At 37.6% G+C, this 21,494-nt stretch carries 15 protein-coding genes; 4 read left to right on the forward strand and 11 right to left on the reverse strand.

Annotated features, from left to right (window positions below; genetic code table 11):
* Positions 1-152: 152 nt before the first annotated feature.
* The 4 genes from J0383_RS01905 to J0383_RS01920 form a co-directional block, all read right to left on the reverse strand.
* On the reverse strand, positions 153-1,469 hold the full coding sequence (locus J0383_RS01905; protein ID WP_207296770.1) for a PcfJ domain-containing protein: 1,317 nt from the start codon (positions 1,467-1,469) through the stop codon (positions 153-155).
* The gene (locus J0383_RS01910; RefSeq protein WP_207296771.1) at positions 1,466-1,846 is read right to left on the reverse strand and encodes a Cas9 inhibitor AcrIIA9 family protein; all 381 of its coding nucleotides are present in this window, start codon (positions 1,844-1,846) and stop codon (positions 1,466-1,468) included. The genes J0383_RS01905 and J0383_RS01910 overlap by 4 nt, the downstream gene beginning before the upstream one ends.
* Positions 1,847-1,875: 29 nt before the next feature.
* Positions 1,876-2,160: a DUF7222 domain-containing protein gene (locus J0383_RS01915; RefSeq protein ID WP_239023340.1), complete on the reverse strand. Its 285-nt coding sequence runs from the start codon at positions 2,158-2,160 to the stop codon at positions 1,876-1,878.
* A gap of 110 nt (positions 2,161-2,270) precedes the next feature.
* Positions 2,271-2,660: a single-stranded DNA-binding protein gene (locus tag J0383_RS01920; protein WP_207296773.1), complete on the reverse strand. Its 390-nt coding sequence runs from the start codon at positions 2,658-2,660 to the stop codon at positions 2,271-2,273.
* Between the two features lie 371 nt (positions 2,661-3,031).
* Here J0383_RS01920 and J0383_RS01925 point away from each other — a divergent pair, with 371 nt between their 5' ends.
* Together J0383_RS01925 and J0383_RS01930 are read left to right on the forward strand one after the other, a co-directional pair.
* The gene (locus J0383_RS01925; protein WP_207296774.1) at positions 3,032-4,168 is read left to right on the forward strand and encodes a hypothetical protein; all 1,137 of its coding nucleotides are present in this window, start codon (positions 3,032-3,034) and stop codon (positions 4,166-4,168) included.
* Between the two features lie 77 nt (positions 4,169-4,245).
* Positions 4,246-5,238: an AlbA family DNA-binding domain-containing protein gene (locus J0383_RS01930; RefSeq protein WP_207296775.1), complete on the forward strand. Its 993-nt coding sequence runs from the start codon at positions 4,246-4,248 to the stop codon at positions 5,236-5,238.
* Between the two features lie 227 nt (positions 5,239-5,465).
* On the opposite strand, the gene J0383_RS01935 is transcribed toward J0383_RS01930, so the two are convergent.
* From J0383_RS01935 to J0383_RS01950, 4 genes are all read right to left on the reverse strand, one after another.
* Positions 5,466-7,319, reverse strand: coding sequence for a DUF4365 domain-containing protein (locus J0383_RS01935; protein WP_207296776.1), 1,854 nt, complete (start codon positions 7,317-7,319; stop codon positions 5,466-5,468).
* Between the two features lie 170 nt (positions 7,320-7,489).
* Complete coding sequence (gene mobC / locus J0383_RS01940; RefSeq protein WP_207298635.1) at positions 7,490-9,466, reverse strand: conjugal transfer protein MobC; 1,977 nt, start codon at positions 9,464-9,466, stop codon at positions 7,490-7,492.
* Between the two features lie 17 nt (positions 9,467-9,483).
* Complete coding sequence (locus J0383_RS01945) at positions 9,484-10,794, reverse strand: relaxase/mobilization nuclease domain-containing protein (RefSeq protein WP_207296777.1); 1,311 nt, start codon at positions 10,792-10,794, stop codon at positions 9,484-9,486.
* Positions 10,782-11,171 (reverse strand): plasmid mobilization protein, encoded by a 390-nt coding sequence (locus tag J0383_RS01950; protein ID WP_317196719.1) that lies wholly within the window; start codon positions 11,169-11,171, stop codon positions 10,782-10,784. The genes J0383_RS01945 and J0383_RS01950 overlap by 13 nt, the downstream gene beginning before the upstream one ends.
* A gap of 362 nt (positions 11,172-11,533) precedes the next feature.
* Here J0383_RS01950 and J0383_RS01955 point away from each other — a divergent pair, with 362 nt between their 5' ends.
* Positions 11,534-11,827 carry a hypothetical protein gene (locus J0383_RS01955; protein WP_207296779.1) on the forward strand — a complete coding sequence of 98 codons (294 nt, stop codon included), beginning with the start codon at positions 11,534-11,536 and terminating at the stop codon, positions 11,825-11,827.
* Between the two features lie 297 nt (positions 11,828-12,124).
* Positions 12,125-13,657: a DoxX family protein gene (locus J0383_RS01965; protein ID WP_394369537.1), complete on the forward strand. Its 1,533-nt coding sequence runs from the start codon at positions 12,125-12,127 to the stop codon at positions 13,655-13,657.
* Between the two features lie 441 nt (positions 13,658-14,098).
* Here J0383_RS01965 and J0383_RS01970 read toward each other — a convergent pair whose 3' ends face one another.
* The 3 genes from J0383_RS01970 to J0383_RS01980 form a co-directional block, all read right to left on the reverse strand.
* On the reverse strand, positions 14,099-16,531 hold the full coding sequence (locus tag J0383_RS01970) for an alpha/beta hydrolase family protein (protein ID WP_207296782.1): 2,433 nt from the start codon (positions 16,529-16,531) through the stop codon (positions 14,099-14,101).
* 209 nt (positions 16,532-16,740) lie between these two features.
* The gene (locus J0383_RS01975; protein ID WP_207296783.1) at positions 16,741-18,117 is read right to left on the reverse strand and encodes a RagB/SusD family nutrient uptake outer membrane protein; all 1,377 of its coding nucleotides are present in this window, start codon (positions 18,115-18,117) and stop codon (positions 16,741-16,743) included.
* A 10-nt stretch (positions 18,118-18,127) separates the two neighbouring features.
* Positions 18,128-21,094, reverse strand: coding sequence for a SusC/RagA family TonB-linked outer membrane protein (locus J0383_RS01980; protein ID WP_239023214.1), 2,967 nt, complete (start codon positions 21,092-21,094; stop codon positions 18,128-18,130).
* Positions 21,095-21,494: the final 400 nt, after the last annotated feature.

The following is a 21,494-nucleotide window of genomic DNA, read 5'->3' on the forward strand; positions in this document are numbered from 1 at the left end:
ATAAAGCAGGCTTTTCCGCCCGCATTTATGGGGGAATTTTTTTCTGCGAACCGCCTTTCCTTCCCGAACTTTGTTTCAAAATTAAGCCTGAACCCTGAAACAATATCACCTTCAAGTGTCTGCGCCGCGGAATTCCACAAAAAAGCCGAAAACTAAATTTCGGCTCTTTCTTCTTTTTTGTTTTTTATGCGCTTTTTAATCTGATAGAGGTTCTGATGCAGCAGCTTTAAAATCTGCTTATGGTGCGGGGAGACCCTATTTTTGTCTCCCCTGCACTGCAGAACTTCAAGCGAGGGAAGCGCCACCTCTATGGTCTCCACTGGCTTGTTCTCAAATCTAGCCGACAGGATAAGGGAGTTTCTCTTTTTGTAGTATTCATTGGTAAATACGCAGTGGCGGAGCATATCGCCCTGTTCAAGAAAATCATTCACGCTTTCCATCACGCAGATAGAAAGATTCTCGCGCGTGAACTCCAATCCGAAAAACTGCTTCTTCTGCTCTTCATAGCCAACCTGCGCCTGCTGTATTTCTTGGCGTAGCTCTTTTATATGCTGACGTCTTTGGATTATGCGTTTTCTCTCCACAAGCCTGTCGTGCACCTCTTCCAAATTCTCAGGGCATACCAAACCGGCATTATTCAAATCCTTTTTGAACCATCTGAGCAGGGAAATGTAATCTTCCCAAAGTGAAAAGTCCTTTACCTTGTAAGCGTTCTTGGCGCAGGTTTTGACTGCCTGCCAGTTCTCCCTAATATTCTGTGAGTACGAAACTAAATAATAGGCAAGAAAATCGGTCTGTCCTGTCTTTAGAAGCGTCTCAGCGTGCGAATCTTTTAAAAGGGCAGTAAAAAGAATTTGCGGAGCGATACTGTGAAAACTTCCTTTGAATCCGTTTCTTTTCAAAACGGAAATCGCTTTTGAAGACGGATAGACTTTATAAGGATTGATACGGAATTTGGGAGAACCCTCAAAACTTTTCGGGCGGATTTCCAAAGGGGAATAGTATTTCCATGCATCATAGGCTTTTGAAAAAACATTGGTACCGAGAGAAAGCGTGCGCACCTCCCCTTTCGCGTTTATCCAATGCTGCATTACTTCTTTGTGGAAATACGCCGGCATGCAGTTCTTTTTCATATTCTTGTGCGAACAGATGATGCGCACCACCTGAAATCCACCGCATACATCCAACACAGCAAAATATTCTATTTCTTTGAAATGCACCTGATTGTACTGGTGCATTTTCAGCTTTCCATTACACGCACTGCAGTTGATGTACTTTTGGCACGATGCTTTCTGTGCATCAGGCTTCCAGGAGTGTGCACAGTCAAGGCAGTGGAATTTCCCTCTTGAAAGCACGCCCCATTTAATGAAAATATTTTTCTCTGCCCAGACCTGCATTTTTTGCGTCACAGGTGCAAGTGTCTCGCTCAGAGCCGTAATCTGCTTTTCGATGATGGTTTTCGGTATCATAGGTCAAAGAGTGTCAAGGTTTTCGATTCGGCTTTGGGAGCAATAACTGCCGCTTTTACTACGGCAGTATTCTGCGGAACTTCTACAACTGAAGTAAATAAATCAGCCTTTGCAGGCGGACTAGCCACTACCGTGCAATTAACGGGCTGTGGCTGTCCGATGCTGTCATCGGTGTAGTATTTGACCGCCATGTCAAATATTTCCTGATTGTCAAAGGCGCACAGTCCTGTTTTTTTCACCTCGCCGAATATGTAATTGCAGCAGCTTTCCAAGTTTTTGGATTCCTTGGCGAAGTCCTTTGCAAAGACAGCATCGGCAAGTACGGTCTGATTGAGATAGTTTTCTATAGCGTTCTTGAAGTTTTCTGAAGCTTTCATAAGGGAAGATTTAAGACGAAACAAAAAGATTATTCAAAAGAGGTTCTGTAAATGTCATAGCAGTACTCCTCAAAGCAGAGCCAGCACATAAAGGTGTAGTGAGGCAGACCGTATCGGTCTTTTACCGCTTCCCCGAGGGAATCTTCCATTTCTTTTCTGATGTCCTCCAAATCATCCAAATGTTCGATGTAGAATTTTTTACAGTCGGCATGATAGATAAATTCTGAAATCATACCGCTGATGCATCCGATTCTCTGCATGTCTTCAAGGAATGCTTTGAGCTGCTGTTTTTTTGTTCCGTCATAAGACTGCATTTCCAAAAGGACTATCTTTTGGAATGCATCGTGAACATCATACTCGGCATATACTGATTTTTTCAAGGCTTTCATAACTCATTTCTTTAGGCTTGTACATTTGATTTGGATTAGAAAGGCAAATCGTCTGGCTGTTCCTTTTTGTTCTTTTCTGCAGGAGCTGACTGCGTCTGCAGGGCTTGCGCATCTGAGACAAACACCAGTATTTTGATGCTGCTTGTGTGAAAAGTGAGGCTTGCCACGGCTTTTCCCTCCGAATTGAGATAGGCGTTCACTCCTACAGGTCCGTAGAGTTCCACCATTGCGCCTTTTTTGAGCCACTGCGCAACACCCGAGCTGAGCCAATAGGAACAGTCTATGTAGGTGACTATTTTTGTTGTTTCCGTACTTCCTTTGGCTTTGTAAGTATCGTTGACTGCTATAGAGAAGTTTACCACCTCCCTGTCTTTGGCTGTTTTGGCAACAACCGCATCCCTTGTCAAACGTCCTGTGATTTCCATGATTTCTAAATTTTAAGTGATTACTTGTTTAAAAATTCTTTTCCCCTGCCTTTCCCAAAAAATTGTTTTCAAAAGAAAAAACGGAAAAAAAGAAAGCGGCAATAAAGCGGGCATCAAGGATACCGAGGGCTATAAGTCCCGAAGGGCGGCAGCGCCGTTATGCGCCTGCAGGATCCGGTGCACGCTAACTTGGCTGCCTTTTTATCCGTTTCGAATGGAAACAGCCCTAGTAATCTCTTCATTTGGAAAGCTTACCCTATCAATAAATAGAAAACAAGAGATAAAAGCACAGGGAAAACACGAAAAAGCTAAAATAAATCTTACTTTAGCGGTATTGAAAATCTATTCCCCAACCACTAGAAAAAAAAACTGTGAAAGAGCTGGTAAAAGAAAAACTTCAGATAATAGAAGACGTATGGAATGAGTTTATCTGGGACAATAAGTTCTGCAGAAACCAGATCAACTTTTCACCAGATGCAGAGAGCAATTATTTCGGTGATATCCTTGGATATTTCCAAGATACATTTGATATTATATATGAGAAAAAAAACAGTGCAGTGCATGCTGAGAATTTTGCCTCGCACATCAGTTTTCTTCAGGCCATATACGTCCAGCAGGACTTCATCGAAGAGATGCTGATTCTTTTTAAAACCGGTAAGGTCAAAGGAGATTTGAAAGAGGACCCGAATTATGCCTTAAACAGAGAAATCCGCAATGAGCTTGTGGGGCATCCCTTCAGGAAAATAGGAGACAGAGTACTGTCCACCACTGTATTTGGATATGAGCGTTCTCCCGATACGATAGCCTATTTAAGATACCACTCTGATAATGATTTCAAGTGCGAAATAATAAAAGTAAAAATTGAAAATATCCTTGAAAGGCATACCGCTTTTCTTGAATTCTACTTCGATCTTATTATTAAAAACCTAAAATTAACAGCAGGCAGATACCGGGATGAGCTGGAAGAGGTTAAAAAAAAAATTGAAGAGGTTTCTTTCCAGTCACTTATTAAAATACTATTGCAGAAAATGAAACCTTTTCTGGAAAATACAACCCTTTATGATGAAAAGTCTATTCTGGAAATATATGAAAAAAGAGACCAGCATGAAAGATATGCAGCTGTTTATGACTCCTTCCTAAGGGATTTAAAAAAACGGATTATCCAGCTGCAGGAATACAGCACTTCGGTATTCAGCCCAGCAGTGTTTTCCGATGACCATATTGAACTGCCTCTTTTTGACGATGAAGGCAACTTCATCCCTATGCCTAAAAATGTTGTCGTTAAAGCTGCCAAAGCAAATGAAAGCTGTCATTATGAACTGAGCAAGCTTTCAGAAAAAAATCACAGAAACCCAATGAGTTTTGAGCATTTCAGCAGCTGCATAAAAGCAAAATGTAGCGACACCACAGTGTCTGATGAGCTTGATAGGATGAACGATTATCTGTATAATGATTTGGAATACTTCTGCTCCTATAAATTAATCAAAAGAATTTTAAAGCAGGATTGAAAAAAATAAATGGAACTCCTTTTAACAATACAATACCAAACGCATTAAGACGCATACCCCTTTTAATTGAATGATATATGGATTTAAATGATATTAAAAATTACATTGAAAATAAGATTGAAGAAAACTTAAATCTAGATTACAAAGCTTCAGGATCACTCCAAAAATCAGATGCGAAAACGAATGAAATTTCCAAAGATGTTTCCGCTTTTGCCAATTCGGACGGCGGTATTATAGTATATGGAATCAAAGAGCATCAAATCAACAGGCATCTGCCAGACAGTATAGATCCTGTTGACCGCAAATTAATTTCCAAAGAATGGCTCGAACAAATTATTCAAAGCAAGATACGTCCCAGAATTGATGGAATCATAATACATTCGATTACTGTTGACGAAAATTCAGATCAGGTAGTATATGCCGTTGAGATACCAAAATCCAACACTGCACACCAAGCACATGATAAAAGATACTACAAAAGGTTCAACTTTAACTCCGAACCGATGTATGATTACGAAATCAGGGATGTACTAAACAGAACTAAGGCTCCTATTATTGATATAGAATTAGAAATAATTAAAACTACCCGAGAAATCAAAAAACCATTTGGTCTTCCCGAGTTCACTTTTGGGCAAAATGGGAAAGCTGTTAAAGCGCCTGAGCCAGTTAAAGAGTATAAAACACAATATACGTTGAGAGTCTATGCTAGAAATACTGGAAAAATATTAGCCAATTATTTAAATGCATATCTTAAAATTCCGGAGATACACTTAACAGACGATTATGAAAACCAAAACGGAATTACCAATTTATTTATGGAAAATACAATACGAGATATTGTAGATTCTAAATGGGTAGCCGATATCGGTGGCGGATACAGCATTCCGAAATACGGACCTTCAAGATATGACCCGATACTTCCAACAAGATCGTTAATGCTAAAAGATATTAAAATACAGGACTCGGTATTTGACTCTGATATAGATCTGGAATGGGTTGTCTACTGTGATAATGCAGAACCGCGAAATGGTTCACATAAAATATCGAACATTAAAATATTTAATGAATAAAAAGAAGCAACAAACAGTTCGTGCTCTAGGAGTTAATCCTATTTAAAAACATTTTTTAGAAGTTTAAATAAATTTTAATTTTCTAAAAAACTAATATAAAATAACCTGACTGCAATAAAACTGTGCAGCCAAATTAAACTTAAGCTACCTTCTCTGGTTATATACTATTTACTTTAAAACCTTTAAAATTCAGATCATTGAAAATGCGGCTTTCATTAATGAAAATATCAATATCTAGTAAATTTAAAAATCGTCGAGTTTCCATTATGTAAAGGCGCAAGGTAAGTTTCCAGCCTGTTTTTTAATGTATCATAAATATAGTCCTGCATAGGTATATCATGATAAATATTATCATCGTAGCTTGAATTTGACGCTACCACCTTAAATATTTCTCCGTTAAAATCCAACGTTAAATCCCTTAGAGAAAATATCTCACGCAAATATAAAGGAGATTTTTCAGAGGAATTAAAGATATCTATCTGCTGTTTCTTATTCTCTCCCTGATTCTTCAAATAAATAAATTCTACACCCGGAGGATTGTTTCTATCTTCAGCATTCATTGCAATATTTACAATAAGCCAGTCAAAGTAGGAAAAAAAAGAAATCTGTCTCTGAATAGCTGGAAAATACTCAGTAATAAAATCATCATAAAGTCTTGGCAGATTTTTAAAAATTGCTCTTAATGCATTTTCTACCTTTGGTTCATCGTAAACCTCCCAAAAAAAGTAGGCTCTTTTTGCTGGATACACTTTTACAGGATACTGCCTGTTGACAGTCATTTCGTTTATATTCTGCAAATGAATTATCAGTTCCCAAATATATTCCAGATTAAATTCAGCGGAATATATTCTGATCTTAGCCTGCAGATTCTGATTTTCTTTGATTCTTTTGCGGACTTTTTTGATAAGTTTTTTAATATCGCGAGGAAAAAGATGCCACCTAAAAAAATCGATATCAAACTCTTCATCTGTCAAATCGTTCGCATTCTCGAGAAACTCCTCACAGACAAACGGTATAAAGACATTTAGAGCAAATTTTATATCTTCTATTTTATAACTGTCCGATTTTTCTATACCTGTAAATTCATAATTTTTATCCAAGAATGCCACGATATATTCATTGGCCACATATTTATTTATTGGAAGAAGCATACGGGAATCTACAATCTTTTTAAGGTTCTGAATAATATAGCCATATGCATATTTTTCAGGGGTATATTTAATCGGATTAGTTTTATTATGCCTTATATAATTAATAGCATCTTTTAATCTCTCTGTTGCTTTTGGATTAATCTCTTTTATCTGGATATCGTTGGTTGTATAGCTTATAGGGTAAAAAGAATAACTTAATACATAATCTGAATAAACGGAATATGCAATTCCAATCTTCCAGCAGTCGGGGTAAAAAATTTCTTTAATTATAATAAAATCTTTTTCAAGTAAATTATTATAATAGTCCAGAAAAAAATGAATTTCCTTAAAATAGTCCCTGTCAATTCCTAGAGCAGGATTCGTTAATTTTTTTAGTTTTTCATGCTCAGACTTCATATCATCGAGCTGCGCAGAAACACTGTCAAAATTAATAAGTCTGGTTTTATAATCGTTGATTATATCCAGCCAATAAGGAATATACGAAGCATCCGATTTCATTATAACATTCGTTTTTGGAATATCAATATTTACAGAATTGGCTTTAATTTTATCTTTTATAGAATACAGGAATTTTCTGCTGATATGAATCCAATATGCTTTCTCCTCAGCTGCATCGACAACAATTAAAAGCACCGGCAAAATATTGTGCTCGCAATAGGCTAAAAATTGTAATTCACATTGATGCTTTGGTTTTTCAGTCTTACTTTCAGGCAAAAACTTTATCTGTACTTCCAGTTTGCCCAAAGGCTGCTGTTTTCCGTTGACTATTTCAATATATCCATCTATATTCGGGACTTTGTCTAAAACGCTAATTATTGGTTTTAATCTGCTTTTATCCAAAATATGCACTAATGTGGCCACAGCATCCATTTCCGGAGTACTTGTTTTTGGATAGGGAGCCGAATCTGCATTTATAATATTGCTGTGCATCTTTTACAAATTTTATCTGGTTATTGACATCGATGATCTATTTTGAATTTTCTGCGTCGCAAATTACTTAAAAAGACAAACATCTTTACAATAGTTATAAAACAAATAGAGAATTTCAGTATTAAAATCTAAGACTTCAATAACTTAGCATATGGAAAATCAGCAAAAAACTATTTTTTTATTACCAGATGTGCCATGGCCGGATCATTCAGCAGTCTTTCCATTTCTGAATTAATAATATCCTGGACATCCTGTTTAATCTGCAGATAATTCCGCTGAATCATATACTCATCAATTTTGCGGACCGATGGGATTTCTTTAAAACTTTCTTCTTCTTTTCCCAAAGAATCATGATCATTAATAATTTCGCTGTGAAAAGTTTTGAGTTCAATTTTACAGTCGGGATTATCGGCTACCATGCCCACAAATTCTCCCGAACTGAGTGCTGCAATTTTAGAAGGAGGAACTGCAGATTCCAACTGTTTGGAACGGCTCACTGATGTGTCACTGCTGTTGATTGAAAGGCTTTCCCTGTCCTGCAGAATTTTGCCAAAACGCTCCGATAACTGCTTGGAGGTATCACCTGTTACCTGCCCTGAAATGATGTTTCCTGTAATATTCATAATTACATCTGCCTGCTCTCTTCCGTAGTCCTTTCGAAGCTGGCTGAAATCCTGAATGCCCAAACACGTGGCCACTTTATTGCTTCTAGCCGTCGCTATAAGGCTGTCCATATTATTGAGATAAATAGTCGGAAATTCATCAAATATCAGGCTGGATTTGAGCCTGTCTTTTTTATTTACCAGCTTTACCAGCCTGTTTACATACAGAGATAAAACTGCTCCGTAGATCTGTATCTTCTGCGGATTGTTTCCCATGCAGACAATCTTGGGTTCGTCTGGATTATTAATGTCTAAAGTGAAATCATTACCTGACAGCACGTAATACAATTGAGGAGAAGACAGACGTGCCATAGCAATTTTAGCTGTGCCAATCTGACCCTCCAGCTGGTCATTTGCCTCCTGTAGGTAAGCACTTATAAAAGGATTAATCAGCACCTCAATTTCCTTTTCTGTCCTAAGTAATGTAAAAAGATTATCGTAATCTGCCTGCATAAGTTCAATAACATGCGGCAGGGTGCAGAATTCCCCATCATTATACTTCCTCAGATACCAGATTACAGCCGATAAAAAATTAATAGGCGACTCCACAAAAAAGTCTCCCTGCTTTTTAATCCATTCTCTATTGAGCCCCATCAAAATAGTTCGGGCCGATTCCGATGCGTCTGTTATATCTTCCATTCCTTTTGGATCTAAAGGATTGCATCTGTGCATAATTTTATCAAAATTTATAAAGTAGCATTTGGGAATTATTTTATAGGCCCCTTTATTTTTTTCAAAAGTATTGTAGACAATTTTGGAGAGATCATCATATTTGAAATCATAGACAAACATGCTGAATCCTTTCTGTATATGCTGGGTTATAACATGCCTGATGACAAAATAGGATTTTCCAGAACCGGGACTTCCTAAAACCAGCAATCCCCGAAATGGGTTGATAATATTAATCCAACTTTTTCGGATCTTATTTTTCAAATAATAGCGGGCAGGAAGGTTAATGGAGTATTCATTTTCCAAAAGCCTTTCTTCCTGAGGAAAAGTTTCATTCTCTTTATTAAAAACGTCTCCATTCTGAAATTTTGTTTTTATTATTCTGGATAATAAAGTTCCTCCTGAAAGCATCATTAAAAACCCCAGAGATGTTACACTAATATAGATTCCTGCTTTGTAATCTCCATTAATCGGAAGATAAAAAACAACCACTGCGGCGAAGTAAACTAACAGGCCGTTGACAATATAAACCAAAGCTGTTCTGTAATTCATCTTCTGGTCTTTTTTCCCTTTTGCGCCAATGAGGGAAACTGCCAATAGCAACAGTGAAAAAAGTTTTGATTTATGAAAATCATCAAAAAGTCCAGTTTTGGAAATCCTGCTTATTATCTTCTCCATGATTTCACCTGCAAGATGCCATTGTACAAAAGCTTCATAGCAGTAAAAATAAAAATGCAATACCAGTATAATGACACTGATTAATCTTGTCATATCCAGTATTTTTCTCAGCGCCTGTTCATTCTCTCCTGTCTGCATAGCCATTTTCTTTAGATTTATAAATTATTAGAACGTCTTCTTACTCTTTTCTTTTTTGATGCTTTTTTAAGCTGATTTGGAACATAAAAAGTATCATTTTCTATTCTTGTCAATACTTCTATTATTTTTTGAACAGCTGATTTAAAATCCAGCGTATTCATCTCAAGACGTAAGTCATCGAAAAAACTTTGTTTATCGGTTTCTGTATAAAAAACGCCGCTAGATTTAAATGCTTCATATATAACGGGAATTCTATTTCCTACTCCCTTTTCAAAAGACAAACCGCAGCGTTCTTCTATCTGTTTGGCACTGTACTGTTTTCCCAAATCACTTCCGTTTAAAACACATTTTGAAAGGTGATCCACATAAGTAATCCCATAAAGTTGCCCCAACTCACTTTTTCTAAAAACCATGTCTATTCCTTCCTTTCCTAGCTGCATAGCTAAATCAGAAAGCGAAATGCTTCTGCCTAAAAGTATCAGGTCAACAGCATTAGCAATTCTTTTCTTTTGGTATACAGTTTTATTGTTTTCCTGAAACTTATCGTGCAGAAATTTTAACGTCGGTTTATTATAAAACTCACTTGCTTTGAGCGGAACTCCTATCGGTTTTCCATTTTCGTCCAGCGTCCTGTACAACAGACCATTTGTTTTAAATATCCTTGAATTTTCCTCTCCCCTGTCTGCCCTTACATTATACAGTCCCAGAACTGCATTCAGTTCAGAGAGGCTTTTATATTTATATGCCGAAAGCACATGATCAAGAACCGACTGTACAGCTCTTTTTGATTCTGTCTTTCCATATTTAATCTTTGAAAGCACAAGAGGTCTGATAAACTGATCGGTGCCCCTTTTCTTTAGCTGCGCCTGAACCAGACCAAACGTTTTTTCTATCTCTCTGCGTGCGTCTTCTGACTGATTTCTTCCTATGTTCTGCATATCTATCCTGCTTCCGTCTTCTCTTATTTTTATGGAGACAAGATGCATGTGCGGATGTCCCGCATCATAATGTCTGTATATCAGATATGGCTGATTTCCAAAACCTATTTTCTGCATGTACTGTTCTGCTATTTCAAGCATCTTATCATTTGATAATGCAGATTCTGAAGGATCAAAATTCAGTGAAATATGCACGCTGTTCCTCTTTACATTTTCATTAAGTGAATTCTGTTTCAAAAGCCTGTTAAGCTTCATTGCACCGGTTAATTTTGCAGCTTCCAGAGGATAATTCCCTTCCCCGATAAACTCTGCAATTCCTTCTTTGACTTTATTTTCATTGTAGTTAAAAATGTTATGCACAGAAGATCCTGTTTTGATTACAGCAACCATTTTTCAGTGATTTTTTGGAAGTGAATTTTAATTTCCTCCACCTTCTCCAAAAGCATTTTCCGCTCGAATTGAGAATTTAAAATCCATGTTTTAAACTCCGGAATCTGTCTCAGGGTATGCAGTTTTTTCACAGACTGATTGAAGTTGTTTCCAAGCGAGTGAAGTTCGCTTTTGAGCTTTATAACCTCAGCCATAAAGTCATCAAGAGACTCGCTTCGATACTTGACTGTAATAGGCTTATTGAATAAATGCATCCGGATGTAATCGCTGAGTTTTCTGCAGGTGCTGGCTTTCCATTTCCGTTCTATTTTCTGATACTCTTCAGGGGTAAAACGAAGTCCTACAATCCGTGTTCTGTTTGAATTTTCCTTTTTCATCATCAATCATTTTCATTACTTTTTCAATCTCTTTTAGCCTTTCAGTTTCACTGCCTACGAGTTCCGAGTATAAGGCAGCAAGATTCGGTTGTTTAACAAACGGACATCTTGCCGATTGCAGGAACGTGGCAATCTTTCCGCTTTTATAATACTAGGCAGTAATTTAGCTTCTTAAAATACATATGATAATAGATTCCAGCAAATTGCTAATTTTTGAAATCACAGCCATGTAGTATTTTAGCATAACGAAAGTAAGCAAGACATCTTGATTTCACCTATCATGGTCATATTATGTCCATGACAATTACAATGGCGCTTTATATCTTTACAGGAAGTTATTATTAATCTAATACGTGAAAATTATGCTGACAGAAAATGATGTAGCCAAAGTCTTTGATACTATTTTAAGTATTCCTGGCATGAATGAACCAGTGAAAATCGATCTTAAGATTTCGCGCAAAAATGTACTTCTTTTAAACAATGTGATAGAGAGAGGATCATCACTTGATGGTGAACTAAAATCATCCGCCTTTTTAAGTATTATTCCTGCAGAGAATCTTCAGGAATTGAAGCTTCTTGGAGAGGAGTTCCTTCAAAAAGCAAATCTAAATGAGTTATATGAAAAATTGAAAATCTTTAACGGATCAGGCAAGTAAGATTCATGTAAAATTTAAAAATTAAAAGGCACCCGAAAATAATTTTTCATGGTGCCTTTTTCTGTTTGAAAGAATTTAACTCATAATCAAGTTAACATTTAACTACGAATGAATGTTATTAAAAAATACCAGCCTGTTTTTGGTAACAATTACGCTATCAAATCATTATAATTTTGTAATACAAATTTTCCAAAATACTTAAAACTGCTTTGCTAAATTATAAATGAACGTACAAAGCTTAAGATTAAATAAACAATAAACCTTTGCAATCAAAGCAAAATTTAAAAACAGCAAACAATGAATCTCAGACCTCAAATAAAAAACACAATTATTGAATTTATATGTCTTCTGTTCGTGCTTCTTTTTGTTTATGCTTCAACAAATAAGCTGCTTGATTATGAAAATTTTCGCGTACAGCTTGGCCAATCTCCTCTGCTCAGCGCATTTGCATTTTGGATCTCTTGGTTAGTTCCGCTTCTCGAATTAATAATATCTTTTCTTCTGATTTTTCGCTCCACAAGAATGTGCGGATTATTGCTAGCTTTTAACCTCATGATAATGTTTACTGTATATATTTTTATAATTCTCCATTACAGTTCTTATGTTCCATGTTCCTGTGGAGGAATTCTGGAAAAGATGAGCTGGAACGCTCATATGCTATTCAATTTTATTTTCATTGCATTAGCTGTTATCGCTATTGTGCTGCATAGAAATAATGATAGCAAGATTAAAAACGCTAAGCTGACAGCAACTTCGATCAAAACGATGATCTTATCATCCTTCTGCAGTGTATTGACTGTTGTAATCCTTTACATATGCTCAGAAAAGATTATGCATTACAGCAATCCTTTTCAAAGAAGATATCCTAAAAATACCGCTGTAAATCTTCAGCAGATTGATTTAAAATTTAATTCATATTACATTGCCGGATTTACTAAGGGGAGATTGTATCTTGGAAATTTCAGCAATCCGCAGATTCTGACTTCTTTTGACAATAACCTAGGTAATAAAAAAATTGTAAAAATTAACTTTGATCCAGGAAATATTCCTTTTCAAAATGTTACGCTGTGTGTTAGGGAAAACTATTTTTATTTAAAAGACGGAATGGTTCCTGCACTTTTCAGAGGCAGCATCAAAGATTGGACAATCAATACTCGTCTTAACGAAATGCCGTTTTTTACGCAGGCGGAGCCAATAGATAGTACAACAATAATATTTAGGAATAACAGTGGCAAAAATATGTCAAACAGACTTGGAATATTCAATTATGAGAAAGAAAATAAGATCACTTATAAAGATTCTCTTCTCGAGAAGCAGATCGATGGTATTTTTGATACCGACGGGCTCTTAATGTATAGCGAACACAACAGAAAAATAATCTACTTATATTATTACCGAAATGAGTTTGTTGTTGCGGAGAAAACTGGAAAATTAGTCTATAAAGGTCATACCATCGATACCACTACAAAAGCAAAAATAAAAGTCACCACTGTAAAAAAAGGAGCTGGAAAAACTATGTCAGCACCACCTTTCATCGTCAATGCACATAGCTTTGTTTTTAAAAATCTGCTTTTTGTCAATTCGAGGGTAATGGGTAAATATGAAGATAAGAATACATGGGAATATTCCTCTGTAATTGATATATACGATATCAGCAAACAAACCTATCTTTTCAGTTTTTCAATTTATAATATTGACGGGGATAATTTAAAATCATTCATTGTCGATGGCACATATTTATACGCACTAATTGGAAATAATCTAGCGGTTTACAAGCTAAAGGAAAACATACAAAACGAATTAAAAAGCTCAGAGATTAAGCTGAGATAAATTATTAAATCATACCGGCCGGTTTCAGGAAAAAAAAGATCGAAAACCTGTATAATAAAGTAGATCATTGTTTAATGTAATTTTAATTATTATGAAAACACTTTTTAAAAATGTACTGCCGATTGCCGTTGTTGCACTGGCAGTATCTGGTGCCTTCGTAACCACTTCGATGCAAAGTGCATCAAAGGTTTTGGTGCCAAAAATTGGTTATCCACGAGATAATCAGGGAAATTGTATACTTAATTTGCCTCAGAATTGTAACACATCACCTAATGCTTACGTTTGTTACGTAGGCGGCGGTACAAGTGGAACACAGGCATACGGCCCGGCACAAAACTGTCAAGAGATATTGTTCCGCAACCCATGATTTTGAAATTTTTAATCCTTAAAAAAGAGAATGCCGTTCAATTGAACGGCATTCACATATTTTATTATTGGTAATTATTCCATTGCTTTTTTTATCCACGGATAATTTTTCTTATCCTTAAGATAATAATCCATCCATTGGATGACCTTCTCAGTAATATCCTTTTGGTTAACCTGTTTCGATGGCACATGATTTTCACCAGGATATAAAAGCAGTACACTTTTTTTTCCTAGTCTCCGCAGCGCGAGATAGTATTCTATGCTCTGTCGCCAGTCTACCTGAGTATCTTCTTTCCCACTCCACATTAAAAGAGGCGTCTCCAGATTCGTGATCCATTCAAGCGGAGAATTTCTATCAAAGTCAGCCGGATTTTCAAACGGAGTTTTTCCGCTTAACCTCCATTCTTCAGTTCCGTAACGCCACATATCTGGCTTTGAATTGTTCCATCCCATAGTCAGATAATGGCTTCTCAAATCCGTGATTGCTCCGCTGGCTACAGCTGTGGCAAACATTTTAGTTTGATTAACTACAAACAAAGTCTCGTAACCTCCGAAGGAATGTCCCAGCAAAGCAATTCTTTTGGAATCAATTATTCCCATATCGATAATTTTCTGAGTTCCTGCAGTTACGCAGTCTAGCGTTGATGGTCCAACATTTTCGCTTTCATGAATAATATCGGGAAGAAATACAAAATATCCTAGTGAGGCCAAGACAGAAGGATTAACTCCGGCATCATTGTAGGCTGTCGGATTTTGGTATTTATGCAATTCCTCTGACTGCTTTTCATAAATACTAACGATCATCGGATATTTTTTTTTAGGATAGTAATTTGCTGGATAGTATAACACTCCTTTTAGACTTCTTTGTTTTGAGTTTTTAAAATTTATAAGTTCGCTTCTTCCCCAATAAAACATTTTGTGATGTTCATTGCTTTGGTAAATTATTTTTTCCTCTGATGATTTTTTCGTAGAAATCAGTCTGGGAGGCAGATCAAATTTTTGTTCGGTGACAAAATATAACTTTTTATTGGCGCTATAGTTTATATCACTAATGTAAGAATTCCGGTAAATAATCGGCTGCAGTCCATCTTTCTTATTCCAGCTGTAATAACCAGTCTTCCCATCATCGCCTTCAGCCTTTAAAAGCAATCCCTTTTCCAGATCTATATTCGGTATAACAAGTCCGTTATACTTAAATTCCAGACCGTTTGTGTTTGGGATTGCAGCAATTCGGAATCTAATTTTAAGCTCCCGTCCGCGCGTCAGCCGTCGAGATTTTTTTCCATCTGGGGTTATTGCCCAGATATCAAATTCATCATAAAGAAGGATTTCCTTATCGTCCTTGTTCCATGCTGGATTTCCAAATGTGGTTAGAGGTTCAAAAACACGAAACTTTCCTTCAAAAGCTGTTCCAGTCCTCGAGGTAATATTGGTGTGGGATTTCATTTTTGAGTCATAAATCCACCAGTTTCCTGCATTGAAATAAGCAATATACCGGCCTTGAGGAGAGCAGACCACATCGTAAAATACTGCTGACTGTTTTTTTAGTATGAGTTCTTTAAAACCAGTCTTGACATCCATAATATAAAAGTCGCGTGGTCCCTCAGCCTCAAACTGGGGTTCATATTCCTGCGGATTAGATAAAATAGCATGTGAATTGTCTCCTGTCAGCATTACATGAGGCAGAATATCTGAAGAAATCGGTAATACAGATCCTGTAAAAGGCCGCCACACCATTAGCTTTGGTTGTTCATGAAATTTTCCGTAATTCTGCTCCTCAGGAAAAACCCATTTATCATTGGTATTCCAAATCTCTGCATTGGACTCTTTAACGGTTTCGGCAGCAGTTCTGATTGCCATTTTAAAAAATACCATTTGCGATTTTTCAGAAACAAGCAATGCGTTTCCAGACTTATCGCTTATCTCCATTTCTTTCGATATGGAATTTTCAAGTTTTGGATTCAGTTCAAATAAATCGCCTGATTTCAGCGAATAAAAAAGAAGACAGTTAACAGTTTCAGAAGCGCTTTTAGAATAAAATGCCACCGCTTTTGAGTTTTGGCTCCAGGAAAAATTATCAAAATAATCAGCGCCTTCAGCAATTATTTTTGAACTGCCGTCTTTATGAAGATCCAGAAGATTTACATAATTGGTTCCAGATCTAAATGTGCAGTAAATCAGAATTTCTGTGTCGGGACTCAGTGAGAATTTCTGGACTTGCGCGATTTCTCTTGTTTTTCCCATCGGAGTATAAATCAGTAATTTATTTTCTTCAGCCTGCTGCATGATCAGTTTGTCAGCTGTTTCAGAATATGTGTAGTTTGGCAGAACATTAAACCTTTCACTCTTATGATTTTTAAGATCGACAATATGTAAAGCCTGACCTGCATAATAAACGAAGTGATTATTTTTGGTGAAAAGTGCCTGCCGTCCGGACGGAAAAGAAAAAACTGCATTGGTGACTGTACTTTTAACAAACAGCGTGTCCGCTCCATTCTGATAGGTCATATTAAAGCATGCCCACTTTTCATCAGGTGATATTTTACCGCTTTCCATATGGCCCCATAGGGCATAATCAGAAAAAGAAAGATGTCTTTTTTGTAAAGCCTGCCCTCTCAAAGGGCAGACTACTAAATACAAAAAACAAATTAAAACTAAAACAGGTATTCTAAAAAATTGGTGTTGTTGCTTATAAGAATTAAACATAACTATAAAATTTAATATCCAGCATTCTGAGGCCCTAGATCGGGGTTCGTTTTGATTTCATTTTCGGGAATTGGAAACAGCAGGTCATCAGTGTTCCAGCCAGGTTTGGATAAGGACAAGACAGCATCAAGTTTTTTGAAGCGCTGGAGATCGAAGAAACGATGGCCGCATTCTGTAAAAAATTCCCATCTTCTTTCCTGAAGCACTGCATCGAGAATCTCATCCTGAGTCTCAGCCGTTGTATTGTTCAGTCCCGCGCGACTTCTAATAACATTTAGATCTTCTTTTGCACCTATCAGGTCCCCCCATCTGGCCCTCGACTCAGCTCTTATAAGGAATTGCTCTGCAATTCGGAAAATGATAGAATATTCTTTTGATGGTGAAGTGTAGCTCTGCTCCTTATATTTATAGGCATGAAACCAAGACTCGCCGTTATTTGTGACTTTCCTAATCCAGACTGATCTTCGAAGATCCTGTGCTGAAAAAGACTCCACAAGCTGAGAACTCAAGGAAGCAAAAGAAGGCGGTCCCTGATCAAATATGAATAATGTTCCCTCAGAGGTATTCTGTCCTGGCTCGGCTGGCTTAAGCTGCCAGATTGTTTCTGCAGAATTCAGCAGAAAGACGGCGTCTATGGCAGAAAGCGAATATAGTGCGCTATTATTGATAATGGATGACGCTTCATTTGAAGCCTCTTGGTAGAATCCATTCTCAAGATAAGTTCTTGACAGTAAAGCCTTGACACAGTATTTATTGGGACGCGTTCTCTCGATCGAACTGTATGTTTCCGGCAAAAGCTCAACAGCTTTTTCAAGATCTGTAATTATATAAGTGTATATTTCCTCCACGCCGAGCCTGCGGGCTTTGCTGTTAAGCCGATAGTCTGTGCCAAATATGTAAGGAATACCGCCAAAAAGCTTGACCAGATAAAAATGCGACAGTGCACGAATAAACAGTGCTTCCCCTAAAAGCTTCTTTTTGTCCTCTTCGGCAATATTCCTGCTGGCCTGAAGTCCCTCAATTACTGCATTAGCGGCGTAAATCTGATTATAGCTGGAATTCCAATACTGTAAAACATTTCCTGATGACGCCAAGAGACTATTGTTATAAAAATCAATACTTGGATTGGATGGTCCTCCATAGGCAGTTAATTCATCTGCATAGTTTCCCAACTGGTTTGATAGTCCGGTATAGGAACCATTGAGCGGACCGGCATCTCTAATTTTAGCATAAATGTCTGCCAGAGCCGCATCTGCAGTAGAGTAGCTGTCAAAAACTGCCACATTAGAGAGCTGTGATTTTGGAAGATCAACTTCTACAAATGAATCACAGGCTGTAAAAAGCACTGCTAAACTGCAGATGCTTATGAATTTAATTAGTGCTTTCATGATGATTTATTTAAAATGTTAGTTGCACAGAAGCTGAAATTATTTTTAAAGGAGGAAGAAATCCGTAGGTTATGAATTCCGGATCCCCATCTTTGTAATTTGTAAAAGTCAAAAGGTTCTGCGCCTGCAGCATTACCGTACAGCTTGACTGCTGCAGTTTTAAAGGCAGCTTATACGAAACTGCTATATTTTTCAGTCTGATAAAAGACGCGTCGGTTAAAGTAGCATTACTGTCATAGAAATAATACTGGCCCGCTGCCGCCGCACTGTTCTGCCCTGTCGTGAAAATTTGGTAAGGCGCAATATCTCCGGGATTTTTCCAGCTGTTGGTAATGCGTTGCTGCTGGTTGGCCATATTACCTGGTGCCCCCATTGGATAGATCTGGTTCTGCTGTTTTACGAACTGGAAGAGAAAGTCAAGTTTCCAATTTTTATATTCAAACTGGTTCTGAAAACCACCAAAATATTTAGGATTTAAGTCTGCCGCATACTGTCTGTCTTCTGGGTACGTGATTTTTCCATCTTTATTTAAATCCTCGTATTCGTATATGCCTGTCTGCTGATTTACTCCTTTTAATTTATACATGAGATAAATATTCAGCGGACTTCCAATTCTATATTTTTGGCTGTAAGAGGAACTCTCCAGACCAGGAAATCGCAGAAGCTCGTTTCTGGAGGCAGTTACGTTAAAACTGGTAGTCCACTTAAAGTGCTCTTTATTGTAATTAACCGTGCGAAGGGTAAACTCCAGTCCCCTATTCTCAACAGTTGCCGCTAGATTGGCCTGCAATGTTGGAAACCCAGTAGTCCCCGGCAATGGAATACCAACAAGCTGGTTAGAAGACCTGTTCTGATAATACGCTGCCGACAATGAAATACAATCTTTTAGAAATCCAAGTTCAACAGCCATTTCCAGCTTTTTATTGATTTCCCATCCAAAATCAGGATTAAAAAGTCTGGAAGGCTGAAGTCCTATGACTCCGTCGTAGGCTACACCGGAGCTTGAATAAGTATTTAGGTACTGATAGTCTCCAATCTGATCGTTACCCGTCGAGCCGTAACTTGAACGGAGCTTGCCAAAACTCAGCCACGAACTGTTTTTTAAAAAGTTCTCTTTAGAAAAAATCCACGCTGCCCCTACTGCTCCAAAAACTGCAAACCGGTTGCCCGGACCAAACCTGCTTGATCCATCGCGTCTGGCAGTCAGGTTCACTATGTATCGCTGATTCAAATTGTAATTTATACGTCCAAAAAATGCCTGGTACTTATAATCGCTTTCGTCATTCCCAAGCACAGCAACGTAATTAGCGGCAGCCAGATTATATATCAGACTGTTTGAACTGAATCCTCCTGCATAAATATATAGATTACTGCCCGACTGCTGTTGAAAAGTGGCACCTGCCAAGATATCTAAGACTCCATTTGATATGTTTTTCTTCCAATTTATCTGTGGCTCAATAATCCATGATGATCGCTCTGTATTATTTGTATAAAGTGATGAACGCATACTGCTGACATTGTAAATAGGATTGTACAAGGTGGAAGGCATCGTTCTAGTTTCTAATGTGGTAAGAGTGGAATACCCGAAACTGCTTTTCACAAAAAGATTATTTGCGAGCTCATACGACAGCAGGGTGCTTGCAAGAAAATCTTTTGTTTTCGAATTGAATAGTGAATTATTATTACTAAGCGGGTTCTGCCACGTTGCGTTCTCCCAGTTTAGAGAACCATCCGTATTGTATAATGCCGGCGCATTTGGAGGTAAAAATCTGGAAAAGCTTGAATAATCTTTTGACGGCTGATTATTATCCTGAACAGTATAATTAGCGGACAGCGTTATTTTAAACTTTTTATCCTCAGAGCGGTGGTTAATATTCAGCTGTCCTCCACCGCGAGAGTATTTAAAATCGCCTGGAAAAACAGTGCTCTGGCTGTTGTAGCTCCCATTGAATATAAACTGGGTGTTTTCGCTGCCCCCTGAAATACTGCCTTGGAAATCGTATATATGAGCTGTTCCTCCCAATAATTCCTTCTGCCAGTCGGTGTCCCGGTTTTGATCCCATGTCCCATTTATATCATAATCAGCTTCACCAAATGGAATTCCATCGTTAATGAATGCCTGTCTTCTCATATCTAGGTACTGTTTCGTATTCATTAGTTTTAGAAATCGTGTCACAGTGCCTGCTCCTGTTGAACTTGTAAAACTGAAACTAGTTTTTCCTGCTTTCCCCTTTTTTGTGGTAATGAGAACCACTCCATTTGCTCCGCGAGATCCATAGATGGAAGTCGCATCAGCGTCTTTCAATACCTCTATGCTTTCTATAGTATCTGGATTAATACTGTTTAATGGACTTGTTGAGGATTGAAAAATGGTAGAGGTTAAAGTAGAACCGATCGGTTCCGAAGAATAGGGCACTCCGTCAATAATATAAAGCGGTGAATTCGCATCTGCCCGAAGGCTGTTCTGCCCTCGGATTTTAATATCGAAACCACCGCCGGGAACTCCGGAGGACTGGGTAATGCTTACCCCAGCCATCCGCCCCTGCATGGCTGCCAAAACATTTGTGACAGGCTGGGTATCTATATCTTTCGAGGTAATCCGGGCAATGCTCCCCGTCCGGTCACTTTCCTTAACGGTATAGTAGCCAGCATTCACCCGGACTTCCTTTAATGTGGTTGTATCGAACTCCAAAACAATGTTTATTTTGGACTGTGCTGAAACAGGAATAAGTTTTGTTTTAAAACCTATAAAAGAAACTACTAGAGTATCAGTTGTACCGGCGGAAATCGCGTAGTGACCTGTATAATCAGTAATCGCAGCGGCATTGGGTCTGCCTTTAACAGCAAGTGTTACTCCAGGAAGCGGAGAACTTCCGTCCGTGATAACACCATGAACCTGATTCTGTTGAAAAAAAGAACTGAAACTCCGATTAGAATTTCGGGCTGAAGAAGATGAGAAAGAGAATATCAGTGCCATTAAAAACAGGCAATAAAGTGCTTTCCCTTCCTTGTAAAATGAAAAATAATTCATAATATTGGGATTGGTTAGTTAAATGGTATTTGATTAGCTACGGTCCTCTGCTCTAGTTTGGTCGCTGTCGTAGAGGGCCATTTTTATGCATTAAGTAAACGGCTTAAAGTAACATAAAGAAGATTTTTTTGTTTAATACACAGGCAATGAATGTTAAAAGTTCAATTTATCCAAAGGTTGCGAAACTTGGAAAAAAAATATTTCTGCTAAGAATAAAAGGAGAGTTAAAAAAAAAGCGTGGAACTCAGCCTAAACGTTTCAGAGGTACTGGTATACCTTACACACGAATAAGTGAGCCCACGCCAATGACGTGAGCATCTTACTTATCATCTCGTGTGTTAAAAAT

Origin of the sequence: Flavobacterium endoglycinae (genome assembly GCF_017352115.1) — a bacterium.
Classification (GTDB): Bacteria; Bacteroidota; Bacteroidia; order Flavobacteriales; family Flavobacteriaceae; genus Flavobacterium; species Flavobacterium endoglycinae.

Coding starts and splice junctions, on each gene's coding strand:
- J0383_RS01935 (WP_207296776.1), bottom strand. CDS start 7,319: ATGCACAGCAATATTATAAATGCAGATTCGGCTCCCTATCCAAAAACA.
- J0383_RS01915 (WP_239023340.1), bottom strand. CDS start 2,160: ATGCAGTCTTATGACGGAACAAAAAAACAGCAGCTCAAAGCATTCCTT.
- J0383_RS01930 (WP_207296775.1), top strand. CDS start 4,246: ATGGATTTAAATGATATTAAAAATTACATTGAAAATAAGATTGAAGAA.
- J0383_RS01980 (WP_239023214.1), bottom strand. CDS start 21,094: ATGGCACTGATATTCTCTTTCTCATCTTCTTCAGCCCGAAATTCTAAT.
- mobC (WP_207298635.1), bottom strand. CDS start 9,466: ATGCAGACAGGAGAGAATGAACAGGCGCTGAGAAAAATACTGGATATG.
- J0383_RS01970 (WP_207296782.1), bottom strand. CDS start 16,531: ATGACCTATCAGAATGGAGCGGACACGCTGTTTGTTAAAAGTACAGTC.
- J0383_RS01955 (WP_207296779.1), top strand. CDS start 11,534: ATGCTGACAGAAAATGATGTAGCCAAAGTCTTTGATACTATTTTAAGT.
- J0383_RS01905 (WP_207296770.1), bottom strand. CDS start 1,469: ATGATACCGAAAACCATCATCGAAAAGCAGATTACGGCTCTGAGCGAG.
- J0383_RS01965 (WP_394369537.1), top strand. CDS start 12,125: ATGAATCTCAGACCTCAAATAAAAAACACAATTATTGAATTTATATGT.
- J0383_RS01910 (WP_207296771.1), bottom strand. CDS start 1,846: ATGAAAGCTTCAGAAAACTTCAAGAACGCTATAGAAAACTATCTCAAT.
- J0383_RS01975 (WP_207296783.1), bottom strand. CDS start 18,117: ATGAAAGCACTAATTAAATTCATAAGCATCTGCAGTTTAGCAGTGCTT.
- J0383_RS01945 (WP_207296777.1), bottom strand. CDS start 10,794: ATGGTTGCTGTAATCAAAACAGGATCTTCTGTGCATAACATTTTTAAC.
- J0383_RS01950 (WP_317196719.1), bottom strand. CDS start 11,171: ATGAAAAAGGAAAATTCAAACAGAACACGGATTGTAGGACTTCGTTTT.
- J0383_RS01920 (WP_207296773.1), bottom strand. CDS start 2,660: ATGGAAATCACAGGACGTTTGACAAGGGATGCGGTTGTTGCCAAAACA.